Here is a 22,336-nt window from a genome sequence, read left to right as displayed (position 1 = left end):
TTGATCATAATTCAATTTATTTCTAATTTTTATCGAATTTTATGATCATTCTAATATAAATACTTATTCTGTTATTTAAAGTTTTTAGAGTCGATTTATTTTGGTCTATGCTACCCGGCGGTATACCTTATAAAATTGGTTCTAGGTGAATTTAGGTCAAGATTAGAGCTTCGTTATACCGATAAAATTCTTGGATTTTTTATACTGCTAACAATGCAATAATACGTTTGAAATATTAATATAAATAGTAAATATTGGAGAAATTTAAGGCATTTATTTTAGTGTCTGTTTTGCAGATTTTCCATGGATTTGGTTTTTTATTTGAAGATAATATCACTGCAGATTTTTTAATTTTTATACTTAAGTCTCACCGAAATTAATAGTTGCATAATAGTATTTTTAGTCTATTTTATCTTATTAAACTGTTGATTTTACTTCTCTTTTTTGATGTACTAAAGGCTCCATATGGAATGTTTTATTTCATCTTATTCTACTCCATTATAAACTAGTTCGTGTTGTATTTGTTGGTGTTTTTTTAGTGATTGGAGTTATAATTAATCTATAATATTTCTCATTCGTTTAACTGTTCCTGTTTGGGAACATGGGTGTATTAATGAAAATTTTCCTTCTTGTAAGTAGGTAAATGTTTATTAATATGTTTGTTAATGTTGACCTGTTTAATGTGTTTGTTTGGATCGAATTTGCCTTTTGTTTCCTTTACTCGTTTGATTTGGAAAGCCATTATTGTTCTTTATAGTCGACGTTTATCTACAGAGTTTTATTTGATGATATGAAAAGAACTAAGGCCTATTGATCATCTCAATAGGCCTTATAATATGTTGTGTGTTGTTTCTAGTTTCTGGTTCTTTTATTGATGTTAAAATCATTAGTAAAGTGAGAGTTTTAGGCTAGTTATGACACAGATAGAACTGTAGTATGTTATTTATTCAATCGCTTCCTTATATACGGATAAAGGAATATAGAACCTAGTATTAACACAGTCCCCCCGTAGAATCCGAGACTCATTTGCTCTTTCTTTCCGAATATCAGAAATGCTATTATAATTCCATATATGGGCTCAAGATTTGTAATTAGGGCTACTCTGAATGCTGAAAGTTCTTTCATCACTGACACACCAGCAACGTAGGCAACAGCAGTGCATAGGATGCCCAGGATCAGCAGAAAGAATAAGTCTTTTCCATTCAATAGCATGGCACTATTAAATCCTCTTGTAATCAGGAAGTATAATGACAACCAGCACCAGGCGCCAAACAGTTCATAGAAGCTAATTACCGCTGGCTGGATTGTTTTAACTTGCTTTGAATTGATTATAGAAAAGATGCTTGCACAAAGCGCGCTTGCAAGCCCTGTAAGGATGCCGAGGGTGTATTGATGTTCAAATTTAAATATTAAATATATTCCGGCAATGATAAGGCAGCCTATCAGTACCTCCAGTTTTGCGATTTTGGATTTGCTGAAAAGAGGTTCTAAAATGGATGTAAATAGGGTTATGGAAGAAAGGCTAACAAGGGTTACTGATACAGTAGAAATTTTAATGGAGTAAAAGAACAGGATCCAGTGGCCTCCCAGTATTAGTCCCGTAAGGAACAGTTTAACAAAGCTGTTTGTGTCGACCTTTAGTGAGGTTTTTTTTATTCTAAACCAGGCATAGATACTTATAAAAGCAATTAATACCCGATACCATACGAGATAGGTTGCTGGGATTGAAATCAGGGCTCCAAGTATGCCTGTAAAACCCCATACAAATACAGTTATGTGCAGCGTCAACAAACTCTTGTTGCGCTGCACAGCAGATCTTAAATATGTCATTGTTATTTTGGCGCTTTAGCCAGAAGATAGAAACCCAGAATGCCGAAAATAGTGTTTGGAATGAATACGGCAACAATAGGAGGAAGGCCTCCCTTTAGGGAAAACATTGTGGAGAATTGAATAAACAGGATATACGCAAAGCTTAAGAAAATACCTATCCCAAGGGGCAAACCAATTCCCCCTCTAACCTTTCTTGAAGATAATGAAACTCCCATCAGGGTTAGGACGAAGGAGGAAAGAGGGTATACAAAGCGCTTGTATTTTTCAAGCTGTAAAATTTCCATTATCCCGGTACCCCGGATCTTTTCCTGTTCGATCCTGGTGTTGAGTTGCTTCATATCCATGGCTTCATAAATGTTGTCGAAGAGCTCGAAGTCAACTGGTTTTACGTCAAGGTTCACTTGTTTCTTTTCGCCATAGCTCATCGACTCCTTCAGATTATCAATCTTACGGATGGAGTACGTTTCCAAATCCCATTTTCTCTTTAAAGAATCCCAAACGATACGTTCTGCCATTGTTTTCTCAACCAAAGAATCTCCTTTGAATTTCTCCAGCGAAAACTTGTAGCCCACTTTTTGATTATTATCGAAGTTTTCGATGTATATGTAAGTGTTTTTGTCAAGCTGCATGTGCGTATACATCTTGTTGTTATCGCTTTTAGGATTAATATACTTGTTCTCGAAGTCAATCTTAAGCTGATTGGTTTCAGGGATAATAAAGAGATTAAAGACCAGTGTAATGAAGAATATGATGAAAGAGGATACAAAATATGGCCAGAGAAAGCGATTGAAGCTCACGCCTCCGCAAAGGATCGGTACTATCTCTGTTTGGTCGGCCATTTTAGCTGTAAAAAAAATTACGGCAATGAAATTGATAAGAGGTGAAAGGAAATTCAGGTAAAATGGAATGAAGCCAGCATAATACTGAAAAATGATTTTAGACAAAGGTGCTTCATGCTTTAAAAAGTCATCAAGCTTTTCCGATACATCAAAAATCACAACAACCACAGAGAAGATGACCATGGTAAAAAAGAATGTACCTAAATACTTCTTGATAATATACCAGTCAATAAGCTTTATATATCTGTTCAGCATAAATTATAGTCGCTGGGCAAGCTGTTTTACCATCTTGTTCTTCCATTCGTAAAACTCTCCGCTAACAATCTTTTCTCTTGCTTCTCCCACCAGCCAAAGATAGAAATGCAAATTATGAAGAGTAGCGATTTGTGCGCCCAATATCTCTTTTGAAATCATTAAGTGCCTCAGGTAGGCCTTGGTATAGGTAAGGTCTGCGAAGAGATCGCTATCTGCCTCGATGGGAGAAAAATCGTTCTTCCATTTTTCATTCCTGATATTAATTATACCATTTTTTGTGAACAGCATCCCATTCCTTGCGTTGCGTGTAGGCATAACACAATCAAACATATCAATACCCAGAGCAATATTCTCAAGAATGTTAACAGGAGTACCAACACCCATTAAGTAACGAGGCTTTTCATGAGGTAGTATGTTACAGACGATCTCAGTCATAGCATACATCTCTTCAGCTGGTTCGCCAACGGATAAACCTCCGATTGCATTTCCTTCCCGGTTAAATGAAGCAACTACTTCAGCAGACTTCTCCCTCAAATCTTTGTAAACCGAGCCCTGAACAATAGGGAATAGCGTCTGCGAATATCCATATTTAGGTTCAGTAGCGTCAAAACGGTCGCAGCAGCGTTTCAGCCAGCGATGTGTCATATCCAGCGATTTGCTCGCGTATCGATAATCGCATGGATAAGGAGTACATTCATCAAAGGCCATGATAATATCTGCCCCAATGATGCGCTGAATATCCATTACATTTTCAGGAGTAAAAAGATGTTTCGATCCGTCTATATGGGAGCGGAAAGTAACTCCTTCCTCCTTTATTTTTCTAACTTCGGTTAGGGAATATACCTGGTATCCACCGCTATCAGTCAGGATAGGTTTGTCCCAGCCATTGAACTTATGAAGTCCTCCAGCCTGCTCCAGAGTATTTAATCCCGGTCGGAGATACAAATGATAAGTATTTCCTAAGATGATCTGTGCCTTTATGTCTTCCTTCAGCTCCCTTTGATGCACAGCTTTAACAGAGCCTGCGGTTCCAACAGGCATGAAAATAGGGGTTTTTATAGTACCGTGATCTGTGGTGATCTCTCCGGCTCTGGCTTTTGATAAATTATCGGTTGCCTGTAATTTGAATTTCATTTTAAGCTTGCAAAAATAGCAAAATAGCTTGGCCTTTAACTTCTAAAATATTTTGTATGTGTAAAATGTTGTCTAAAAAACAGACCTTTGCGCTTTCTTTAAAATTTTAAGCATTGGCTGATTATCTTTATATAATAGTTTTCGCTCTATTTCAAATTGCCTTCCTGCTCCAGCTTTACTATCTGCTAGTTATTCAGAAGCGTCTGGGAAGTTATAAACGAACAGAGAAGGCTGATAGTACCCATCCCGTTTCTGTAATTATTTGTGCCCGGAATGAAGAAGAGAACCTAAGAAACTATTTGCCTTTTGTGCTTGAACAGGACTACCCTGATTTTGAGGTTGTTGTTGTTAACGATTGTTCTGTGGATGAGTCTGACCTCGTTTTGAGGGAATTCTCCCTTAAGTACAAAAATCTCAAAGTGGTAACCATTAATGAACATACCCGATTTAAACATGGAAAGAAGTTTGCGGTTACCTTAGGTATAAAGGCAGCTTCCCACGAGCACTTGCTTTTTACCGATGCAGATTGTAAACCTGCCAGTAATAACTGGATAAGGAAAATGCAGGAGAATTTCGACGGATCAACAGAGATCGTCCTGGGATATTCTCCATATATAGTCAGGAAAGGATTTTTAAATAAACTGATAAGGTTTGAAACGTTTTTTACAGCGCTTAATTACCTTTCTTTCTCTCTTGCCGGGAAACCTTATATGGGAGTAGGCAGAAATCTTGCCTATACTAAATCTTTATTTTTCAAAGGGAAAGGTTTTGCGGCCCACATGCATATTCCCTCTGGTGACGACGATCTGTTCGTAAATCAAAACGCCTCTTCCCGGAACACAGTCATAGAAATTGATCCGGAAAGTCATGTGTGGTCTGAGCCGAAGACCTCATTTTCCTCCTATTTTACACAGAAGATAAGGCACATGGGAGCGGGTAAAGTTTACAAAGCCTCTCACAAACGAATGCTTTCTTTTCAGGCGGGTTCTGCTCTTGCATTTTATTTGCTATTGGGGATACTTGTACTGATAAATGCACAATGGTATGTAATACTTTCCTTTTTTTTAATTCGCTTTCTGGTGCAGATATTTATTTATGCTCCTGTTTTTAAGCGTCTTAATTGTAAAGATTTGATTTGGTGGTTTCCGGCATTGGATTTGATTTATAATTTTTATATACTCGTCCTAAGCATAATTTCTTTATTTAAGAAGAAGATCAAATGGAAGTAAATCCGAACTTTTCGGCTAACGCATTAAACGATTTTAACCTTGTTGGAAGGGCTAAAGAAGGCGATCAAAAAGCGTATGCTGAGCTAATGCAACGGTACAAAGACTCAATCTATTTCATGGCGTTGAAAATGGTGAATAACAAGGACGACGCGATGGATCTTACGGTGGAGACATTTGGGAAAGCCTTTGAAAATATTGAGAAATATAAACCTGACTTCGCCTTCAGTACGTGGCTTTTCAGGATCGCTACCAATAACTGTATCGATTTTATCCGGAAGAAGAGAATCAATCTGGTATCTATAAATTCAATGGTTGACGATGAGGGAGATGACAGACCCTTACAAATAAAATCGGACACCCTCAATCCAGAAGAAACCTCTATTAAAAAACAGCAGCAGGAACAGCTAAAGATAATTGTAGATAAGCTACCTTTGCGGTATAAAACTCTGATCATGTTGCGCTACTTTGACGAGCAGTCGTACGAGGAAATTGCACAGCAACTTGATCTACCTTTGGGAACAGTAAAAGCACAGTTATTCAGGGCAAGAGATTTATTATCAAACATTATTAACCGCAGGAAGAAAGCCCCAGGAAGTGACTTCTGATATTATTTTTAATTATTTTCCAAATTTAACTGATACTCAGAAAGATCAGTTCAATAAGCTCGAAGAGCTTTATACCTTCTGGAATTCCCAGATCAACGTAATTTCCCGTAAGGATATAGAAAGTCTCTACCTTCGGCATATTCTTCATTCCCTGGGAATTGCTAAAGTTATAGAGTTCAAGCCTGGCGAAAAGGTTATGGATGTTGGTACAGGAGGAGGTTTTCCGGGTATTCCTTTAGCTATCTTATTTCCTGACACATCTTTCCACCTCGTCGATTCTATAGGAAAAAAAATAAAGGTGGTAACTGAAGTTGCCAAAGCTTTGCACTTGCAGAACCTGAAGTCCTCTCACGCCCGCGCTGAGCAGATCGATGAGAAGTTTAATTTCATTGTTTCAAGAGCTGTTACCCAGTTGAAAGATTTTTATCCATGGATCAGAGGGAAGTTCGACAAAAAACCATTGAACAAATTGCCCAATGGTGTACTTTACCTCAAAGGAGGTGATCTGGAACAAGAGTTGAAAGAATCGAGATTGAAGGATATCGAGCTATATCCTTTGTCGAAATATTTTAAGGAAGACTTTTTCGAGACAAAGTTTGTCGTTTATTTACCTGCGCAATAGGTACCTGGAAGACTTGCTATGCCTTCTAATAGAGAGATAAAGTTCATTCTTTTTTGTTTTTTAGTTGTTCCACCATTTGTGTTAACTCCTTAATTTCATCTTCTCCAATTTGCTTTTCGTCTACGAGAAAGGTAACAAGCTGCTTATAGGAATTATTGAAGTAGTTGCTGAAGATCTTATCAAATGCGAAAGCTTTATAGTCTTTCTCTGCTACAATCGGGTAGTAGATGTGCGAGCTGCCATAAACTTTGTGATCTACAAAGCCTTTTGTTTCTAACACCCGTATAACAGTTGATACCGTATTATAAGCGGGTTTAGGTTCAGGTATTTCTTCAATGATCTCTTTTACAATCCCTTCTTTCAGTCGCCAGAGAATGCGCATTATCTGTTCTTCTGCTTTTGTAAGTTCTTTAATAAGATTTTTACTCTTATCTTTCATGCTAAATCTGATTGAACTATAAAAATAGTTCGCTTAGATGAAGGTATAAACCATAGAAGTAGTTTCCAAACTACTTCTATAGTTTATTTTATGGACCTGTTTTCAGAACCTTATGTCTCTTTTACAGCAAATCGCATTAACCCTTATTCCCGGCGTAGGATCGGTGAATTCAAAGCTCTTATTAAAGCATTTTGGAGGTGTTGAAGAATTATTTACAGCCAGTAAAGCTCAACTAATGGCTATTCCTGGAATAGGGGAAAAGACAGCTCAAAATATTCGTCAAAAGGAATTTTTTAAGCGTGCAGAGAAGGAAATAGAATTTATTGAACGATATAAAATACAGACCTTTTTCATAGCGGATGAGAGTTACCCGCAAAGATTAAGGAATTGCTATGACGCCCCGGTACTTTTATATTATAAAGGCAATGCAAACTTAAACCATAGCAAGATCATAAGTATTGTGGGGACGAGGAGGGCTACAGCCTACGGAAAGGAGCTAACTCAGAAGCTTGTGGAAGATCTGAAGAAACATGATGTGGTAGTAGTAAGTGGGCTTGCTCATGGAATTGATGGAATTGCTCATCGTGAGTGCCTGAAAAATGAGGTACCTACGGTAGGAGTAGTAGGGCATGGGCTTGACAGGATCTATCCGGCTCAGCATCGATCAATAGCAGAGAAAATGGTAAGCAGCGGAGGTATTTTGACTGAGTTCCTCTCGGAGACTAACCCGGATAGAGAGAACTTTCCAAAGCGAAACCGGATAGTGGCAGGAATGACAGATGCTACGATAATCGTTGAAGCAAGTTTAACAGGTGGTGCATTAATCACTGCGGAACTGGCTGATTCCTATAACAGGGATGTATTTGCTTATCCCGGCGATGTCAATAATGAGTACTCGGCAGGGTGTAATCATCTGATTAAAACAAACCGGGCAAACCTTATAACAGGTATAAGGGATATTGAATACCTGCTGGGATGGAATCCGCCCGAAGATGTTGAATCTCTCAAACAACTGAGCCTGATCTTAGCATTAGAGCCGGAGGAGCAAAGAATTGTTGAAATACTTGGTATCAGGAAAACTGCGGGAGTAGACGAGCTATCAGTGCTGGCAGAAATGCCGCAAAGCAAGCTGGTTGTCACATTGCTGAATCTTGAAATGAAAGGAGTACTGACAGGTCTTCCGGGTAAAATGTATAAACTCGCTTAAATGTTCCACGTTCTACGTAGAACAATTCGGCTTGAAGTTCAATGATTTAAATTACAATAGTTAGAGGGAACCTTATCTACCCGGTTATGGCATTTATTCTAATCGTCACCACTTTTTGGATAGTCGTATAATAACTCCTTTCCCGTATCGTAGCTTACCATCGCCCAGTCATCAAACGGAAATTCTATTAAGACCATTCCGCAAGTTGGGATATTGGAAATATAAGTGCCGCATAAACCGACAGCAAGAGTGGTAATCCCTGGGTTATGTCCAAAAAGGGCAATGAAGTTTTTTGTGTTATCTAATTGGTTAACAATATTTAGAAGTTCGTGGGCGCTCGCTTCATAAATACCTTCTACCTTCTCTATCTGTTCTTTGTCGATATTGAAAGTTTTGGCGAAGTATTTCGCGGTAGTGTAGGCGCGTTTAGCAGGACTACTTACTATTTTTTCCGGGATAATATGTTTTTGCAAAAGCCTGTCTGCCATTTCGGTCGCGTTCTTATTACCACGGGCATTGAGCGGTCTGTCAAAATCCGAAAGCTTCGGTTCGTTCCAATCTGACTTAGCGTGTCGGACAAGTAATAGTTTTTTCATAATAATTAAGCAAAAAAATAGCCCGGAAGTTTTCCGGGCTGTAAGTTTATGAAAATTCTATTGATTAAAATAAGAATCCCAGAGAGATAGAGAATACTTTATTTTTAAGCGTGCTGCCACTGTCTTTTTGCGCTAGATTTGTCAAACCTAATCCATAGCTACCATTTAAACTGATTCCATTACCAAGTTGATATCCAGCAAGAAAATTTAAGCCCATGTCGAGTGGCTTTACATCATCATCATCTCCAGTTCCAAAATTAATATCCCCTTCATCGCTTTCTGTGATTGTCTTGCCGTCTTCATCAGGTCCTGTCATTGAAATCTTATATTTTCCTGAAAGGCCATAGGCTATATATGGACCTGCGCCAACAAAGAACTTTCCGGTTCCGACATCAAATTTTTTAACCGCGTTCAAGGGTACTTCCAAATACATTAAATCTGTCTTTTCTTCGCCTTTAACAGTAATGTCGAATAGTTCTTCACTAGCCTCTGCCTTATAGCCCTTTCCCATGAGAGATAGGCCGGGTTGAAAAAATATGCTCTCACTAAGAGGAATCTCTAAGTATCCCGTTAAGTTATAAGTTAATCTTGATGAAGCGCTTGTACTAACATTAGAACCATCGTCTTTTTGAGTCATGTTTGCAAAATTAACCCCTGCTTTAAGTCCGAATTTTGTTTGTGCAAATAAGCTTGAACCAGCAACCAGCATCATAGCTGTGAAAAATAGTTTTTTCATTGTTTAAAAGATATGTGATAATTAATTTAATTGTGAGCAATGTTGGGAATAGGATGTTTAGGCCTATTTGGGAAATTAGGATCTATCTGTCGATATTCTGTTTATTTAATTGTGACAAAGCATGAATTTCAGCTGCAAGTATACAACTTTATATGCAATCTGCAATACCTTTAGAATTCTGCTCATTCATGCATTTGAAATGTCCCAATGGACATTTTTTATATCCGATCTTGGAACAAGGCCGGCATTTTAGGCCCTTAACTTCAAAAATTTTCTGATCCTCTGTTTTGTAAGGATACATGCCCAGTTCGGGTACAGTATTGCCCCATACAGAGATGATACGCTTGTTGAAAGCAGCCGCAATATGCATTAATCCGGTATCGTGGGTAATAACTGATTCTGCCTCCCTAACTAAAAAAGCCGACTCATCCAGCGAGAATCTCCCGCAACCATTAAACACGTGAGCCCCACTTTCCCTGGCGATTTCTGCACCCTGGTCCATTTCGTCTTTTCCGCCCAAAAGCACAACGGGTTTGTTGATAAGACGGCAGATCTCAACGATCTTATGTAAAGGAAGTCTTTTAGTAGCGTGTTGGGCCCCGGTTACGAAAGCAACATAATTTAAATGAGAAGCAGGAAGTAGTTCCTGCACATTTCTTTCCTTCTCCAAAAAGTAATCCAGACCCTTTCCATCATTCGTAACTCCGAGAGGAGCTGCCGCTTCCAAATACCGGTCTACAATGTGTTTGTTTGGCATTTTGTTGATCTTAAAGTTAACCAAAAGCCACTTTTCAATATTCAATTTGTTAAAGGCCGATGAACGGACACCAAGTTTGAATTTGAGAAGGCTTGTCCGAAGGTTATTGTGAAGATCAATGACGTAGTCAAATTTCTCTGCCTTCAATTCTTCAACTGTTTTAGCGAGGGGCTTCTGCAGGAGATGAATCTTATCAATATAAGGATTGCTGCTTAATACAGCTTTAAAATTAGGCTTACTAAGAAAGTGGAGTTCACAATCGGGTAACTGCTGTTTAACACATCGGATAACAGGGGTCGTAAGTACGATATCTCCAATGGAACTAAACCGTATGATTAAAATCTTCAATTCTTAAATTCCTTTCTTTTGTTTGAAGTAAGCTGTTATCTCTGTCGAATTCAAAGCATTTAAACAATCTGCAGCAGTAACACCTCCCTTTCGGGCTGCTAAAATACCGTAGCGGGTATCGTAAAATCCTTTCTTACTATGGGCATCAGGATTTATCGAAAGTTCTACTCCTTTTTCGAGAGCGTATTGATGCCAACGCCAGTCGAGGTCGAGACGGAGAGGGTTAGAATTTATTTCAATGATAACTCCATTAGCAGCGCAAGCATCTATGACCTTTTTATAGTCGATGGGATACCCATTTCGCGTTAATAACATCCTACCCGTAGGGTGACCAAGTATAGTGGTAAATGGATTTTCGATCGCTTTAACTAAACGGCTGGTAGCTTTTTCTTCACTCATTTTGAAAACGGAGTGGATCGATGCAACAACAAAATCAAAGCGGGCTAAAATCTCATCAGAATAATCTAAAGAGCCGTCGAATAATATATCAGATTCAATACCCTTAAATATTCTAAAATTTTCAATCTCAAGATTTAGTTTGTCTATTTCTTCATGCTGAGCTATCACACGTTCCTCGGTTAAGCCTTTAGCATAGAAAGCAGACTTAGAGTGATCTGATATCCCGAGGTATTCCAGTTTAAGTTCGTCCCTGCAAAAAAGAGCCATTTCCTCCAGTGTATGTACTCCGTCGCTCCAGGTACTATGATTGTGAAGACTTCCTTTCAGATCTTTCCATTCCACCAGTTCCGGCATTCTTCCAGCTGCTGCCAGGTCAAATTCAAATAGGCCTTCTCTTAGTTCGGGCTCGATAAAAGGAAGACCAGCTTGGGCATACAGTTGCTCCTCCGTTTCAAAACTTTTATCGCCAATTTCCAGTCTGTTTTGCAGTTCTTTATTATGGCCTTCAGCCCCTGTTAGAAAAGCAAGGTTATAGCTAAAGGTGTCAGGGGAGCAAAAATTAAATAAAGCTTTTATTCCCGTTTCGTGCTCTGTTTCAAGTTTTTCTGGACTTTCTGCAAGGACGTTCAGATAAGGGATCTCCTTTAAGTCGGAAATAATTCCCGAAGCATCTTGGCAGCCTATCAGAAAGTCTAGTCCATCAATGATTTCACATCTTCTCCGGAAATCTCCCACAAAAGACACCTGAATGCCTCCAGCAAGTCCGGTCGCTTCTTTTATTAATAACTCGGCAACTTCTTCTACTTGGGCGTACAGATACCGGCCATTACTTGCCACCTTAAACTCAATTGCCTTGCGGATCTCTTCCTGGGTTTTTAATCCAAAGCCTTTAGCCTCGATCAGCCGATTTTCATTACAAGCATAGTAAAGCTCTCCAATACTCTCTATTCCAAGATCTTTCCAGATCACAAGAACTTTTTTCGGCCCGACTCCCTTAATGCCCATTATTTCAACCACACCTGCAGGCGTTTCCTTGATTAAATCGGCCATCTCCTGAATAGCTCCGGTCTGAAGTAGTTCGATTACCTTTGCGGCGGTGCTTTTTCCTAATCCATCTATTTTCTCGATTTCCTCAGGACTCTTCTTTGCTATAGAGAAGGGAAGTTTATCTACCTTGAAAGCAGCTGTAGCCAGCGATTTTACCTTAAATGGATTTTCTTCATGAAGTTCCATTAGTTGACTGAACAATCTGAGGGTTCTCGCTATGCTTTTATTTTCCATCGATTCAAAAATACATATATCCCTCAATCTCCCCTCAAAAAACATCTCATCTTCTTTTAGTGTTCTGAGAATAATTCACACTTATATAAATCTAAAGCATGTTAAACAAGGCGGTTAAAGTACTTCTCTTATTCTCTTTAATTTTTGCGGGACTTTATTATGCGAAGCCGTTTTTGTTCCCTTTTACCCTGGCGGCTATTATTGCCATGCTATTGTTACCGCTGTGCAAGCGTATTGAGGGCAGGGGCTTTAGCAGGCCAGTTTCTGCCATCTTTGGTCTTCTGGTCTTAGCAGGCGTTCTCGCCGGAATTGTAGCCTTATTGATCTGGCAAATGTCGGACATTGCAAAAGACTTTTCTCAAATGCAGGGGAAGGTCTCGGACCTAATCCATCAGTTGCAGGAATTCATTCATTCCAAATTAGGGATAACGGAACAGGAGCAGAAAAAGTTATTGCAGTCCTCAGGATCGTCAGGAGGAAGTATGGGTAAAGTGGTTTCAAACACGTTAGGCCTTGCTGTGGATTTTATCCTGGTAGTTGTCTATATTTTTATATTCCTCATATCCCGAAATCATCTAAAGAAATTCCTTCTTAAAGTTGTGCCTGAGAATAGGAAAGAGATGACGGAGAAGATTGTACATGATACTACCCTTGTTTCTTATAAGTATCTTTCCGGTCTCACTATGATGATCATCATGCTATGGATCCTGTACGGTATCGGCTTTTCAATCGCAGGAATTAAGAATGCTATTTTCTTTGCAATCCTTTGCGGTATCCTGGAGATCATTCCGTTCGTAGGAAACCTGACAGGTACTGCTTTAACCGTGTTGATGGCTGTAACCCAGGGGGGCGGAGCGGGATTGGTAGTAGGCGTTATCCTAACTTATTTTGTAGTGCAATTTGTCCAGAGCTACATTATCGAGCCCTTAGTTGTGGGTGCGGAAGTAAATATTAACCCCTTGTTCACCATAATAGCATTAGTTGTTGGCGAGTTGGTTTGGGGTGTTGCCGGCCTGGTCGTGGCTATTCCTCTTTTAGGAATGCTTAAAATAGTTTGTGACAATATTGAAGAACTGAAACCCTATGGGTATTTAATAGGGGAGGAGAAGAAAAAGGCTCCTACTAAGCCCTGGGTGGATAAGATAAAAGGAATCTTTAGTAATAAGGCCAAGAATGCCGGAGAATCTTCTGATGACAAGTAAAAAGCCCGATCCTGACCAACCGGGCTTTTTATGTAAGGTCTATTGAAGACTTATATCAAATGGCATCCTTGTTTGGATACCTTTTAAATTCACTGCAGCCTTGAGCTTTTCGTAATATTCATATTGATCTCCAAGCTCTTTTTTTGCGAAGTAAACACGCAATTTATCACCTGATTTGTCGAACAATGCACTAAGTCCTTCTTTTTGCACCGGGTAAGAAACAATCCTGTAATCTGTAACTTTTGCCATTTTTGCAGCAGATCGTACTGCGTCATCAATGTTGCCAAGTCTATCAATCAATCCAATTTTTAGTGCTTCAGAACCACTCCATACTCGTCCCTGACCAATCTCATTTACATATTGTTGTGTTTTCTTTCGTCCCTCAGCAACACGTTTTGTAAAGGAGTCGTAGATGCGGTTCACTTCGTTTTGGATGATCAGCTTCTCTTCAGGTGTAAGCGGTCTGGTAATGGTGCCAAGGTCGGCATGGGTACCAGTTTTAACTCCGTCGAACGTAATGCCCAGCTTATTGTTGAAGAAGTTTTGCATATTAGGTATGATTCCAAAAACGCCGATTGAACCTGTAATTGTATTAGGCTGAGCAAATATTGAATCAGCCGCGCAGGAAATGTAGTAGCCCCCTGATGCAGCAAGATCTCCCATCGAAACAACTACCGGCTTTACTTTCTTGGTTAGCACAACCTCCCGCCATATTACATCGGAGGCAAGAGCACTTCCCCCCGGTGAATTAACGCGTAAGACCAGTGCCTTCACCTTATCATCCATACGGGCTTTGCGGATTGCTTTGGAAATTTTTTCAGAACCTATCGTTTCGTCATTTCCTTCTCCTCCAGTGATCTCTCCTGAAGCATATACTATAGCAATTCTGGTGTTATAATCTCCGTCTTCAGTTTCATTATTTTTTATATAGTCAGTTAGAGTAACTGATTTTACATCCTTGTCTTTTTCAATTCCGCTTCTTGATTTCAACTCATCAAGAACTTCGTCTTTATAACGCAATGCATCTACCAGTTTGAAAGCTACAGCGTCTTTAGGGCTTCTTACTTTTAACTGATCAGCTATCGCAAATAAAGAGTCTTTCTGAATTTTTCTAGCTGTTGCTATTAAGCTTAGATAGTGATCATACAGAGAACCGAGGAAAGAAGTTACTTGCTGACGGTTTGGGTCGCTCATCCGATCAAGTATAAAGGGCTCAACTGCACTTTTGTAAGTGCCTACCTTGATAATCTGCGGCTCTATTCCGAGTTTTTCCAGGGACCCTTTGAAGAACATTAGCTGGGAACTAAAGCCCGTGAACTCCACAATGCCTTCTGGATTTAAATAAACTTTGTCAGCTACAGAAGCCAGATAGTAGCTGTTCTTTGTATACACCTCGCTATAGGCCAGAATAAATTTCTTTGACCTTTTGAAATTCAAAAGCTCGTTCCTTATTTCTTCAAGCGTGGCATATCCGGCTTGAAGACTGCTTAGGTCAAGGTAAATACCTTTAATATTATCATCAGTTTTCGCTCTCCTGATTGCTGCTAAGACATCATTTAATCCTACGCTTTTACTTTTTCCAAACGCATTTATGTCTAATTTACTGAATGGATCATCGTGTCCGCGTTCAACCACCGGATAATCTAAGGGAATGTGTAAAACCGAGTTGGCCTTAACCTCCACTTCTTCATCCGTTTTAGATGCAACAGCCATTACAACTAAAATAAAGATTAGCAATATTGCAAAGAAGGAAAATAGCATTCCAACCATAGAGGCAAATGCCATTTTAAAAAAACTTTTCATCCGCGCTGAGCTTAATTATTTGTGCAAGTATACGTTAGATATAGATATCTTTGAAACGTTACAACACATATATAAGATATAAGGTTCATGCAGGAAGTTTATTTATTACTGGGGAGTAATATGGGAAATCGCGAGCAGTACCTGCATGAAGCGACTGAGCTCCTGATCCAGAAGGTTGGTGCAATAAAGCAAGGATCTTCTTTATATGAAACAGCTCCATGGGGAGTAGATGCACAACCTGAATACCTTAATCAAGTGTTAGCTTTAGTAACGGAGCATAGTGCCAAGGATGTTTTGAGATCAGCGCTGGAGATAGAGAAAATCCTGGGAAGGGAAAGAATTGAGAAATGGGGATCGAGAGTGATAGATATAGACATTCTTTTCTATTCAGACGAAGTTATTGATGAATTGGATTTAAAGGTTCCCCATCCTTTTTTTCATGTCAGAAGGTTTGCAGTAGAGCCAATGTTAGAGATTGCACCTGACTTTATTCATCCTTTGTTAAAAAAATCAATAAAATCTATAGCTTTGGAACTTAGTGACGAACTGTACGTACAAAAAATTAAATTTTAAATAATAATGGCTGAAGGAAACAATAAGGGTTTTGAAATTGACATGACCTATCTGAGCGATATCGCCGGAGGAAGCGAAGAGTTCATGATAGAAATGATCGATATTTTTATTGAGCAAACCCCGCTTTACTTTGATCAACTATCTGAAGCTATTGCCAATCAGGATTGGAAATCTGTAGGAGATGTAGCACACAAAATTAAGCCGACACTTGCTTTTATGGGTATTGAAGAAGCAAAAGACATAATGGCTGATATTGAGCGTAAGGCACGTTCAGACGACAATGTTTCTGAAATTCCAGGAATGTTTGCCAACATCAATGCAAGATGTGAGGATCTTTACGACAATCTTAATAAGATCAAGAAGGAATTAGAGGCGAAACTGTAATCGCCTTTAATTCCTTTATAATTTCTACAGAACTTTATCGCAATACAATTAGAAAGGATTCTCTTTCCTTTCTAATACTTCTACCTGATCACTCTGAATTGTATTATTGAGAGAATGATATAGAGGAAAATAATTATAGGTACTGCTGCAAATTTGAATACAAGGATCGCGAAGATCGATGAGAGGATCAGAATATAGCGCAGCATGTTCTCCTTAAAATCCAAATTTTTAAATTTCAGGGATATAAGCGGAAGTTCCATCACCAGGGACAGACTCATACCAAGACTGAAAATAAAAAGAAAAAAAGGATTTAAAATATAAGCTTTCCAAAACGGACTTGAATGTGCAATAATCAATGGCAGCGAACCAATCAGCATTGCATTAGCGGGTGTTGGCAGACCAATGAAGTTTTCGCTCTGTCTAACATCAACATTGAATTTTGCAAGTCGCAAAGCTGAAAATATTGCAATGAGAAAAGCAGAATAACTTATGTAATTGCTTACTCCTTCAATCTGTTCTCCCTTTAAAAATAATTGGTAAACGATAACAGAGGGTAAAACTCCAAAACTAACCATATCTGCCAGAGAATCCAGTTCTTTGCCAATATCGGAGTAGGCCTTAAGAAGACGGGCCACTGCACCATCAAGAAAGTCAAAGATTGCTGCAGCTAGGATGGCATAAGCTGCGTAACTTAAGTTTTCATATCCTTTAACAATTAATGAAGAGTTAAAGGCGAAAACTATCCCTAAGCAGCCACTTAGCAGGTTTAAGCAGGTAATGGCATTAGGTATATGTTTTTTCATGTTTCTAGCATAAATGTACATAGCAAATATAAGGGTACAAGTTTTTACGACTGTACCCTTATATTACTTTTGTATTTAGCTTATTAACTGTTCATTGAAACTAAGAACTCTTCATTGCTCTTAGTACCTCTCATTTGTCCCAATAAGAACTCCATTGCTTCCTGAGAATTCATGTCGGCAAGGTGATTTCTAAGGATCCAGATTCTTTGAAGTGTTTCTCTATCGTGAAGAAGATCATCACGACGGGTGCTGGATGCAGTAAGGTCAATAGCAGGGAAGATTCGTTTGTTAGATAATTTTCTATCCAACTGAAGCTCCATGTTACCAGTTCCTTTAAACTCTTCAAAGATAACCTCGTCCATTTTAGATCCAGTATCAATAAGAGCTGTTGCTAGAATTGTTAAAGAGCCACCGTCTTCTATATTTCTTGCCGCACCGAAGAAACGTTTTGGTTTGTGTAATGCGTTTGCATCAACACCACCTGAAAGGATCTTACCGGAAGCAGGAGCAACTGTATTGTATGCACGTGCCAGGCGTGTGATTGAGTCAAGAAGGATAACTACGTCATGACCACATTCTACCATCCGTTTTGCTTTTTCCAAAACGATATTTGCAATTTTTACGTGACGCTCTGCAGGCTCATCAAATGTAGATGAAACAACTTCAGCCCGTACGCTTCTCGCCATATCGGTAACCTCTTCAGGCCTTTCGTCAATAAGCAATATAATCAGGTACACTTCCGGATGATTCTTCGCAATTGCGTTAGCAACATCCTTCAATAACATTGTTTTACCTGTCTTAGGTTGAGCTACGATCAATCCACGTTGGCCTTTACCTATCGGTGTAAATAAGTCCATGATCCTGGTTGACTGAGTGCCTGTTTCAGCAAACAAGTTAAGTCGTTCAGTCGGGAACAGCGGAGTTAAGTAATCAAAAGGTACGCGGTCTCTAACTTCAGCAGGTACACGTCCATTAATCGCTTCAACTCTTACAAGAGGGAAATACTTTTCACCTTCTTTAGGAGGACGGATACTTCCACGTACAGTGTCTCCTGTCTTAAGACCAAATAATTTAATCTGAGACTGGGAAACATATATGTCGTCAGGAGATGTAAGGTAATTGTAATCAGATGATCTAAGGAAACCATAGCCGTCAGGCATGATCTCCAGAACTCCTTCATTAACGATTACATTATCGAAATCAAGATTTGTTGCAGGAGGTTGAGCAGCGGAAGACTGAGCAGAAGAATTGTATTCAGAAGCACGATTATCTCTTTCCTGAGAACGTGAATAGCCATTATTTACGCTTCCGTTACCGGCAGGAGTTACTATTCTTCTTTCAATCCGAACGCGTTCCCTAACCGGAGGCGCTTCTTGTTTAACTTCTTCAGCCGCTGGTTCTTCAACAACTGCAGGTGCGGCTGGAGCCTCTTCTGCAGGAGCATCAAATAAGGTGTTTTCTTTTGGGCTTTCACCAGGCGCTGATTCAACAGCGTCTACCTTCGGTTTTACTGAACGAGCACGTTTCTTAGGCTTAGCTTCTTCCTCTGCCGGAGCTGCTGTTTCAGCAGGTGAACTTTCAGGAGAATCGTCACGTGCAGCTGCAATAAGCTCGCGTTGTTCTTTAATTTTGGTAATTAGTTCTTGTTTGCGTAATGAGTCGGCCTCCGCAATACCATAGGTTTTTGCAATCTCACGAAGCTCAGAAACAAGCTTATCGTTCAATTCAATAATTTCTCCCATTTATTTGAAATATTATTTTGGATTTTTTATCAGTAAGAATTTATCAGCATCCCAAGGGAAAAGAATTCGCAAAATGATTAGACGAAATTTCCAGTGATTTTTCCCTTCCGGATTGGAAGATAAAATTGAGATAACGCTACAATTCTACTGTATTAATTTGATAATAACAAAATTTAAAAAAAGTTTTTATCTGCGTAAAGGTTTTTCATTTACTTTGATCTGAAATTATGAAACGACAAGAGCTTATTGATCAAATCAGGAAAAAACAATCCTTCTTATGTGTGGGATTAGATACTGATATTAACAAGATCCCAAAACACTTACTTGATTTTGAAGACCCGATATATGAATTTAACCGACGGCTCATAGATGTAACGAAAGATCTTTGCGTTTCTTATAAAATCAACACTGCTTTTTATGAAAGCCGTGGAATTAAAGGTTGGGAGAGCCTGATTAAAACCTGGGAATATCTTCCAAAGGACACTTTCAGTATAGCTGATGCAAAGCGCGGTGATATCGGAAATACTTCTGAAATGTATGCGCAAGCCTTCTTCAATGAAAAAGCCTCGGGTATGAGCTTTGATTCGATAACCGTGGCACCTTACATGGGCTCTGATTCGGTAATGCCATTCCTTAATTTTGATGATAAATGGGTTATCCTGTTAGCGCTTACATCAAATAGCGGCAGTGCAAATTTTCAGAATCTCATGGATACAGATAATGAGCAGCTTTTTGAAAAGGTAATAAAAACATCTTCTACTTGGGCAGATGCTGATAAATTAATGTATGTGGTAGGTGCAACCCGCGGAGAAAAGTTCCTTGAAATCAGGAAGCACGCTCCTGACAATTTTTTGCTTGTTCCGGGAGTAGGTGCGCAGGGAGGAAGCTTGCAGGAAGTTTGCCAATACGGAATGAATAGAGATTGCGGTCTGCTTGTTAACTCCTCCCGCGCTATTATTTATGCATCAACAGGAGAAGATTTTGCGGAAGCTGCAAGGGCAGAAGCGCTAAAGGTGCAACAGGAAATGGCCGAAGCATTAAAACGCATTTTTTAATCCTTAAACATTGTAAGTAATATCGTCTTCCATCAGCAGATTACTATTCTGTACCTTTTGTTGGAAGAAAAGAATACAGAGTCTATACCAAGTCTATGTTTAATAAACCAAATACAGGCCTGGTATAAACTCGTATATATTAAGCCTGATTTGATATCCAGGAAATCAGGGCCTATTTACCTTTGAATGGTAGTTTAAAATACCATTTATTTTTCCATTTCTTCAGTCCTCAAATTAAAAAATTTTCCGATAACTTTACTGAGAATCAATCCTAAACTACTCATGACCTTTAAGGAAGACTTTCTCCATTTTCTTTGGAAATACAGGCTGTTTCCTCAACAAGATCTACAATTAACAACAGGGCAGAAAATTGCAATCCTGGCAACAGGTTTGCACAATAAGGACTCGGGGGCCGATTTCGAAAATGCGAAGATCCGTACCGGAAACACGACCTGGGTTGGCAACGTAGAAATACATCTTCGTTCTTCAGATTGGCACAGACATAGTCACGGAGAAGATAAGGCCTATAATAACGTGATTTTACATGTGGTGTATGAGGATGATAAGCCCGTTTTTCGCAACGATGGTAGTCGCATCCTTACCTTAGAGTTAAAGGACCTGATTGCGCCGGGGCTTCAGCTTAGATATAAAGATCTTATGGAAAATTTGTCATGGATCCCATGCGAACAATTACTATTTAATGTAGACGAATTTCAGGTTGAGAACTGGCTATTACGCCTATCGGTAGAACGCCTTGAAGAAAAAACTACAGCTGTGTTTTCCTTATTGAAAGAGCATAGAGGGAATTGGGACGATACTTTTTATATACTCCTGGCCCGGAACTTCGGTTTTAAAACGAATTCACTTCCATTCGAACTCCTTGCCAAATCGCTTCCTCAGCAAATTTTATCAAAACATAAGAGTAGTCCTTTTCAAATTGAAGCTCTTGTTTTCGGGCAATCCGGTTTTCTTGAAATGGCAGAAGACACGTATTCTAAAACCTTAAAACTTGAATACCTGTTCCTTCAGAAGAAGTTTAGGTTGAAGGCCATCGATCAGCATCTATGGAAATTTCTTAGGCTTCGCCCACAAAATTTCCCCACTCTAAGGCTGGCACAATTTGCAGCTCTTATTGTAAAGTCCAGTCATCTTTTTTCGAAAATTTTAGAGTTGAGCGAGGTAAAGGAGGCTATTAAACTCTTCAAAGATCTTCCTGTTAATGAGTATTGGAAAACCCATTACAGATTCGGCAAAAAGGTAGAGAAGGTAGCTTTTAATCTCGGGGATGAAGCGATTTACAATATAATACTGAATACTGTCGTTATCACCCTGTTTGCTTATGGACGAAATATGGGTAATTCGAAAATAGCAGACAGAGCAATAAGTTTTTTAGAAAGTATTCCCGCCGAAACAAATCATATTGTTGCACGGTTTAAGCAAATAGGTGTGCTACCTATAAATGCGCTTAGGTCACAAGGATTGTTGCAGTTGAAGAAAAACTATTGCGATCAAAAAAAATGCTTAAATTGTGCGGTTGGAGCAAAAATCTTAAAGGTAACCTGATATGATACAGCGTATTCTGGAATATTTTGAAAGACGATCCTTTGGCGTTTCCACTTATTTGGGACAACGTTTCAATATGTCTATTTCTAAAATCAGGCTTTTTTTCATCTACTCGTCGTTTCTTGCGGTAGGATTCCCTTTAATATTTTATTTTTTAGCAGCTTTCGTTCTTGGTATCAAAACGTACATGAAGCGAATTCGTACCAGGATCTGGGATTTTTAGACGCTCAGTATCCTTGAGATTGCAACATGCCCACTTGCCGCTGCAACTTCTGAAGCTGTTTTTCCTCTACCGGTTTTTGCTGTAACATCTGCTCCTGCTTCAAGCAAAAGGACGAGGATCTCGATATTTCCATGATGTGCAGCAGAATGAAGAGGAGTTACTCCAGATGATTGTGCCACATTAACTTCCGCCCCTGCCTCCAGTAATATCTTAGTAATATCTCCATTATTTGCTGCCACTGCTGAGTTAATAGGGTAGACATTATATCCATTGCGGGAAGGTATGTTTGGGTCGGCGCCTTTCAACAGCAAATACCGGGCAACGTCTTCCTTCTCAAAATAACATGCTAATCCTAAAGGCGTATACCCATCATCCGAAAATGTATTCATAAGATCCGGACGGTGATAAATGATATTTGCTACACTATCAAATTTTCCAACGGCCGAAGCTTCGAAAATGGTTAGATCTTTAATATAGTTCAATAGAAGAGCTGTCACCTTTGGTTTTTTATAATAGCAGGAAAGCATTAAAGGCGAAGCGTTAAAACTAGTTTTAGCGGTTGACAAATTTGGATAGGTGCTGAGCAGATCATTTAATGCCGCAGTGTTCCCAGCCTGAATATACTCTTCAATTAGCTCTATATAACTCATCTAGAGCAATAATAGTAAAAAGGAAAAAGGTTTTACAAGTAAATTTGTAGCTTTAATAAAA

Annotated in this window: 22 protein-coding genes; 10 read left to right on the top strand and 12 right to left on the bottom strand. The window is 39.1% G+C overall.

Going from position 1 to position 22,336, the window contains the following annotated elements; genetic code table 11:
* Nucleotides 1-939: 939 nt before the first annotated feature.
* The 3 genes from J4N24_RS06360 to tgt are packed head-to-tail and all read right to left on the bottom strand — an operon-like array spanning nt 940 to nt 4,058.
* Entirely contained in the window at nt 940-1,830 is an 891-nt protein-coding gene (locus J4N24_RS06360; protein WP_207532819.1) for a DMT family transporter, read from the bottom strand.
* A 2-nt stretch (nt 1,831-1,832) separates the two neighbouring features.
* Nucleotides 1,833-2,924: an LptF/LptG family permease gene (locus tag J4N24_RS06355; protein ID WP_207532818.1), complete on the bottom strand. Its 1,092-nt coding sequence runs from the start codon at nt 2,922-2,924 to the stop codon at nt 1,833-1,835.
* A 3-nt stretch (nt 2,925-2,927) separates the two neighbouring features.
* Nucleotides 2,928-4,058, bottom strand: a complete 1,131-nt coding sequence (gene tgt / locus J4N24_RS06350) for a tRNA guanosine(34) transglycosylase Tgt (protein ID WP_207532817.1) — start codon at nt 4,056-4,058, stop codon at nt 2,928-2,930.
* A gap of 113 nt (nt 4,059-4,171) precedes the next feature.
* On the opposite strand from tgt, the gene J4N24_RS06345 reads away from it, so the two are divergent.
* From J4N24_RS06345 to rsmG, 3 genes are read left to right on the top strand one after another with little or no spacing between them, the layout of a single operon-like run.
* The gene (locus tag J4N24_RS06345) at nt 4,172-5,287 is read left to right on the top strand and encodes a glycosyltransferase (protein WP_207532816.1); all 1,116 of its coding nucleotides are present in this window, start codon (nt 4,172-4,174) and stop codon (nt 5,285-5,287) included.
* The gene (locus tag J4N24_RS06340) at nt 5,278-5,892 is read left to right on the top strand and encodes an RNA polymerase sigma factor (protein WP_207422689.1); all 615 of its coding nucleotides are present in this window, start codon (nt 5,278-5,280) and stop codon (nt 5,890-5,892) included. Before J4N24_RS06345 ends, J4N24_RS06340 begins: the two co-directional genes overlap by 10 nt.
* Nucleotides 5,882-6,514: a 16S rRNA (guanine(527)-N(7))-methyltransferase RsmG gene (gene rsmG / locus J4N24_RS06335; RefSeq protein WP_207532815.1), complete on the top strand. Its 633-nt coding sequence runs from the start codon at nt 5,882-5,884 to the stop codon at nt 6,512-6,514. Before J4N24_RS06340 ends, rsmG begins: the two co-directional genes overlap by 11 nt.
* 43 nt (nt 6,515-6,557) lie before the next feature.
* Here the strand turns inward: rsmG and J4N24_RS06330 are convergent, their stop codons facing one another.
* Entirely contained in the window at nt 6,558-6,953 is a 396-nt protein-coding gene (locus tag J4N24_RS06330; protein ID WP_207532814.1) for a BlaI/MecI/CopY family transcriptional regulator, read from the bottom strand.
* 112 nt (nt 6,954-7,065) lie between these two features.
* Between J4N24_RS06330 and dprA the strand changes: the two genes are divergently transcribed.
* The gene (gene dprA / locus J4N24_RS06325) at nt 7,066-8,160 is read left to right on the top strand and encodes a DNA-processing protein DprA (RefSeq protein ID WP_207532813.1); all 1,095 of its coding nucleotides are present in this window, start codon (nt 7,066-7,068) and stop codon (nt 8,158-8,160) included.
* 98 nt (nt 8,161-8,258) lie between these two features.
* On the opposite strand, the gene J4N24_RS06320 is transcribed toward dprA, so the two are convergent.
* From J4N24_RS06320 to J4N24_RS06305, 4 genes are all read right to left on the bottom strand, one after another.
* The gene (locus tag J4N24_RS06320) at nt 8,259-8,756 is read right to left on the bottom strand and encodes a SixA phosphatase family protein (RefSeq protein ID WP_242691528.1); all 498 of its coding nucleotides are present in this window, start codon (nt 8,754-8,756) and stop codon (nt 8,259-8,261) included.
* A gap of 64 nt (nt 8,757-8,820) precedes the next feature.
* Nucleotides 8,821-9,492, bottom strand: a complete 672-nt coding sequence (locus J4N24_RS06315; protein ID WP_207532812.1) for a porin family protein — start codon at nt 9,490-9,492, stop codon at nt 8,821-8,823.
* Between the two features lie 148 nt (nt 9,493-9,640).
* Entirely contained in the window at nt 9,641-10,597 is a 957-nt protein-coding gene (locus J4N24_RS06310; protein WP_207532811.1) for a glycosyltransferase family 9 protein, read from the bottom strand.
* Nucleotides 10,598-10,600: 3 nt separating this feature from the next.
* Nucleotides 10,601-12,277, bottom strand: coding sequence for a DNA polymerase/3'-5' exonuclease PolX (locus J4N24_RS06305; RefSeq protein ID WP_207532810.1), 1,677 nt, complete (start codon nt 12,275-12,277; stop codon nt 10,601-10,603).
* A gap of 98 nt (nt 12,278-12,375) precedes the next feature.
* On the opposite strand from J4N24_RS06305, the gene J4N24_RS06300 reads away from it, so the two are divergent.
* Nucleotides 12,376-13,479: an AI-2E family transporter gene (locus tag J4N24_RS06300; RefSeq protein WP_207532809.1), complete on the top strand. Its 1,104-nt coding sequence runs from the start codon at nt 12,376-12,378 to the stop codon at nt 13,477-13,479.
* Nucleotides 13,480-13,518: 39 nt separating this feature from the next.
* Here J4N24_RS06300 and sppA read toward each other — a convergent pair whose 3' ends face one another.
* Nucleotides 13,519-15,282: a signal peptide peptidase SppA gene (sppA, locus tag J4N24_RS06295; protein ID WP_207532808.1), complete on the bottom strand. Its 1,764-nt coding sequence runs from the start codon at nt 15,280-15,282 to the stop codon at nt 13,519-13,521.
* Between the two features lie 87 nt (nt 15,283-15,369).
* On the opposite strand from sppA, the gene folK reads away from it, so the two are divergent.
* Both folK and J4N24_RS06285 read left to right on the top strand, forming a co-directional pair.
* Entirely contained in the window at nt 15,370-15,855 is a 486-nt protein-coding gene (gene folK, locus J4N24_RS06290; RefSeq protein ID WP_207532807.1) for a 2-amino-4-hydroxy-6-hydroxymethyldihydropteridine diphosphokinase, read from the top strand.
* Between the two features lie 6 nt (nt 15,856-15,861).
* Nucleotides 15,862-16,239 carry an Hpt domain-containing protein gene (locus tag J4N24_RS06285; protein WP_207532806.1) on the top strand — a complete coding sequence of 126 codons (378 nt, stop codon included), beginning with the start codon at nt 15,862-15,864 and terminating at the stop codon, nt 16,237-16,239.
* 80 nt (nt 16,240-16,319) lie between these two features.
* Here the strand turns inward: J4N24_RS06285 and pssA are convergent, their stop codons facing one another.
* Together pssA and rho are read right to left on the bottom strand one after the other, a co-directional pair.
* Nucleotides 16,320-17,042, bottom strand: coding sequence for a CDP-diacylglycerol--serine O-phosphatidyltransferase (pssA, locus tag J4N24_RS06280; RefSeq protein WP_207532805.1), 723 nt, complete (start codon nt 17,040-17,042; stop codon nt 16,320-16,322).
* Nucleotides 17,043-17,125: 83 nt separating this feature from the next.
* Nucleotides 17,126-18,784 carry a transcription termination factor Rho gene (gene rho, locus J4N24_RS06275; protein ID WP_207532804.1) on the bottom strand — a complete coding sequence of 553 codons (1,659 nt, stop codon included), beginning with the start codon at nt 18,782-18,784 and terminating at the stop codon, nt 17,126-17,128.
* A gap of 227 nt (nt 18,785-19,011) precedes the next feature.
* On the opposite strand from rho, the gene pyrF reads away from it, so the two are divergent.
* From pyrF to J4N24_RS06260, 3 genes are all read left to right on the top strand, one after another.
* Nucleotides 19,012-19,839 (top strand): orotidine-5'-phosphate decarboxylase, encoded by an 828-nt coding sequence (gene pyrF / locus J4N24_RS06270; RefSeq protein ID WP_207532803.1) that lies wholly within the window; start codon nt 19,012-19,014, stop codon nt 19,837-19,839.
* A 282-nt stretch (nt 19,840-20,121) separates the two neighbouring features.
* On the top strand, nt 20,122-21,402 hold the full coding sequence (locus tag J4N24_RS06265) for a DUF2851 family protein (RefSeq protein WP_207532802.1): 1,281 nt from the start codon (nt 20,122-20,124) through the stop codon (nt 21,400-21,402).
* 1 nt (nt 21,403) lies between these two features.
* Nucleotides 21,404-21,625, top strand: coding sequence for a PspC family transcriptional regulator (locus J4N24_RS06260; protein WP_207532801.1), 222 nt, complete (start codon nt 21,404-21,406; stop codon nt 21,623-21,625).
* On the opposite strand, the gene J4N24_RS06255 is transcribed toward J4N24_RS06260, so the two are convergent.
* Nucleotides 21,622-22,275, bottom strand: coding sequence for an ankyrin repeat domain-containing protein (locus J4N24_RS06255; protein WP_207532800.1), 654 nt, complete (start codon nt 22,273-22,275; stop codon nt 21,622-21,624). The two genes, J4N24_RS06260 and J4N24_RS06255, sit on opposite strands and share 4 nt — an antisense overlap.
* Nucleotides 22,276-22,336: the final 61 nt, after the last annotated feature.

Origin of the sequence: Desertivirga arenae, assembly GCF_017355785.1 — a bacterium.
GTDB lineage: Bacteria > Bacteroidota > Bacteroidia > Sphingobacteriales > Sphingobacteriaceae > Desertivirga > Desertivirga arenae.
The sequence above is the reverse complement of the archived record's forward strand: the minus strand, read 5'-3'. Positions and strand labels throughout refer to the sequence as shown.

Coding starts and splice junctions, on each gene's coding strand:
- tgt (WP_207532817.1), bottom strand. CDS start 4,058: ATGAAATTCAAATTACAGGCAACCGATAATTTATCAAAAGCCAGAGCC.
- J4N24_RS06355 (WP_207532818.1), bottom strand. CDS start 2,924: ATGCTGAACAGATATATAAAGCTTATTGACTGGTATATTATCAAGAAG.
- rho (WP_207532804.1), bottom strand. CDS start 18,784: ATGGGAGAAATTATTGAATTGAACGATAAGCTTGTTTCTGAGCTTCGT.
- J4N24_RS06265 (WP_207532802.1), top strand. CDS start 20,122: ATGACCTTTAAGGAAGACTTTCTCCATTTTCTTTGGAAATACAGGCTG.
- sppA (WP_207532808.1), bottom strand. CDS start 15,282: ATGAAAAGTTTTTTTAAAATGGCATTTGCCTCTATGGTTGGAATGCTA.
- J4N24_RS06300 (WP_207532809.1), top strand. CDS start 12,376: ATGTTAAACAAGGCGGTTAAAGTACTTCTCTTATTCTCTTTAATTTTT.
- pssA (WP_207532805.1), bottom strand. CDS start 17,042: ATGAAAAAACATATACCTAATGCCATTACCTGCTTAAACCTGCTAAGT.
- J4N24_RS06285 (WP_207532806.1), top strand. CDS start 15,862: ATGGCTGAAGGAAACAATAAGGGTTTTGAAATTGACATGACCTATCTG.
- J4N24_RS06305 (WP_207532810.1), bottom strand. CDS start 12,277: ATGGAAAATAAAAGCATAGCGAGAACCCTCAGATTGTTCAGTCAACTA.
- J4N24_RS06255 (WP_207532800.1), bottom strand. CDS start 22,275: ATGAGTTATATAGAGCTAATTGAAGAGTATATTCAGGCTGGGAACACT.
- J4N24_RS06315 (WP_207532812.1), bottom strand. CDS start 9,492: ATGAAAAAACTATTTTTCACAGCTATGATGCTGGTTGCTGGTTCAAGC.
- J4N24_RS06260 (WP_207532801.1), top strand. CDS start 21,404: ATGATACAGCGTATTCTGGAATATTTTGAAAGACGATCCTTTGGCGTT.
- pyrF (WP_207532803.1), top strand. CDS start 19,012: ATGAAACGACAAGAGCTTATTGATCAAATCAGGAAAAAACAATCCTTC.
- J4N24_RS06320 (WP_242691528.1), bottom strand. CDS start 8,756: ATGAAAAAACTATTACTTGTCCGACACGCTAAGTCAGATTGGAACGAA.
- J4N24_RS06330 (WP_207532814.1), bottom strand. CDS start 6,953: ATGAAAGATAAGAGTAAAAATCTTATTAAAGAACTTACAAAAGCAGAA.
- J4N24_RS06360 (WP_207532819.1), bottom strand. CDS start 1,830: ATGACATATTTAAGATCTGCTGTGCAGCGCAACAAGAGTTTGTTGACG.
- folK (WP_207532807.1), top strand. CDS start 15,370: ATGCAGGAAGTTTATTTATTACTGGGGAGTAATATGGGAAATCGCGAG.
- J4N24_RS06340 (WP_207422689.1), top strand. CDS start 5,278: ATGGAAGTAAATCCGAACTTTTCGGCTAACGCATTAAACGATTTTAAC.
- dprA (WP_207532813.1), top strand. CDS start 7,066: ATGTCTCTTTTACAGCAAATCGCATTAACCCTTATTCCCGGCGTAGGA.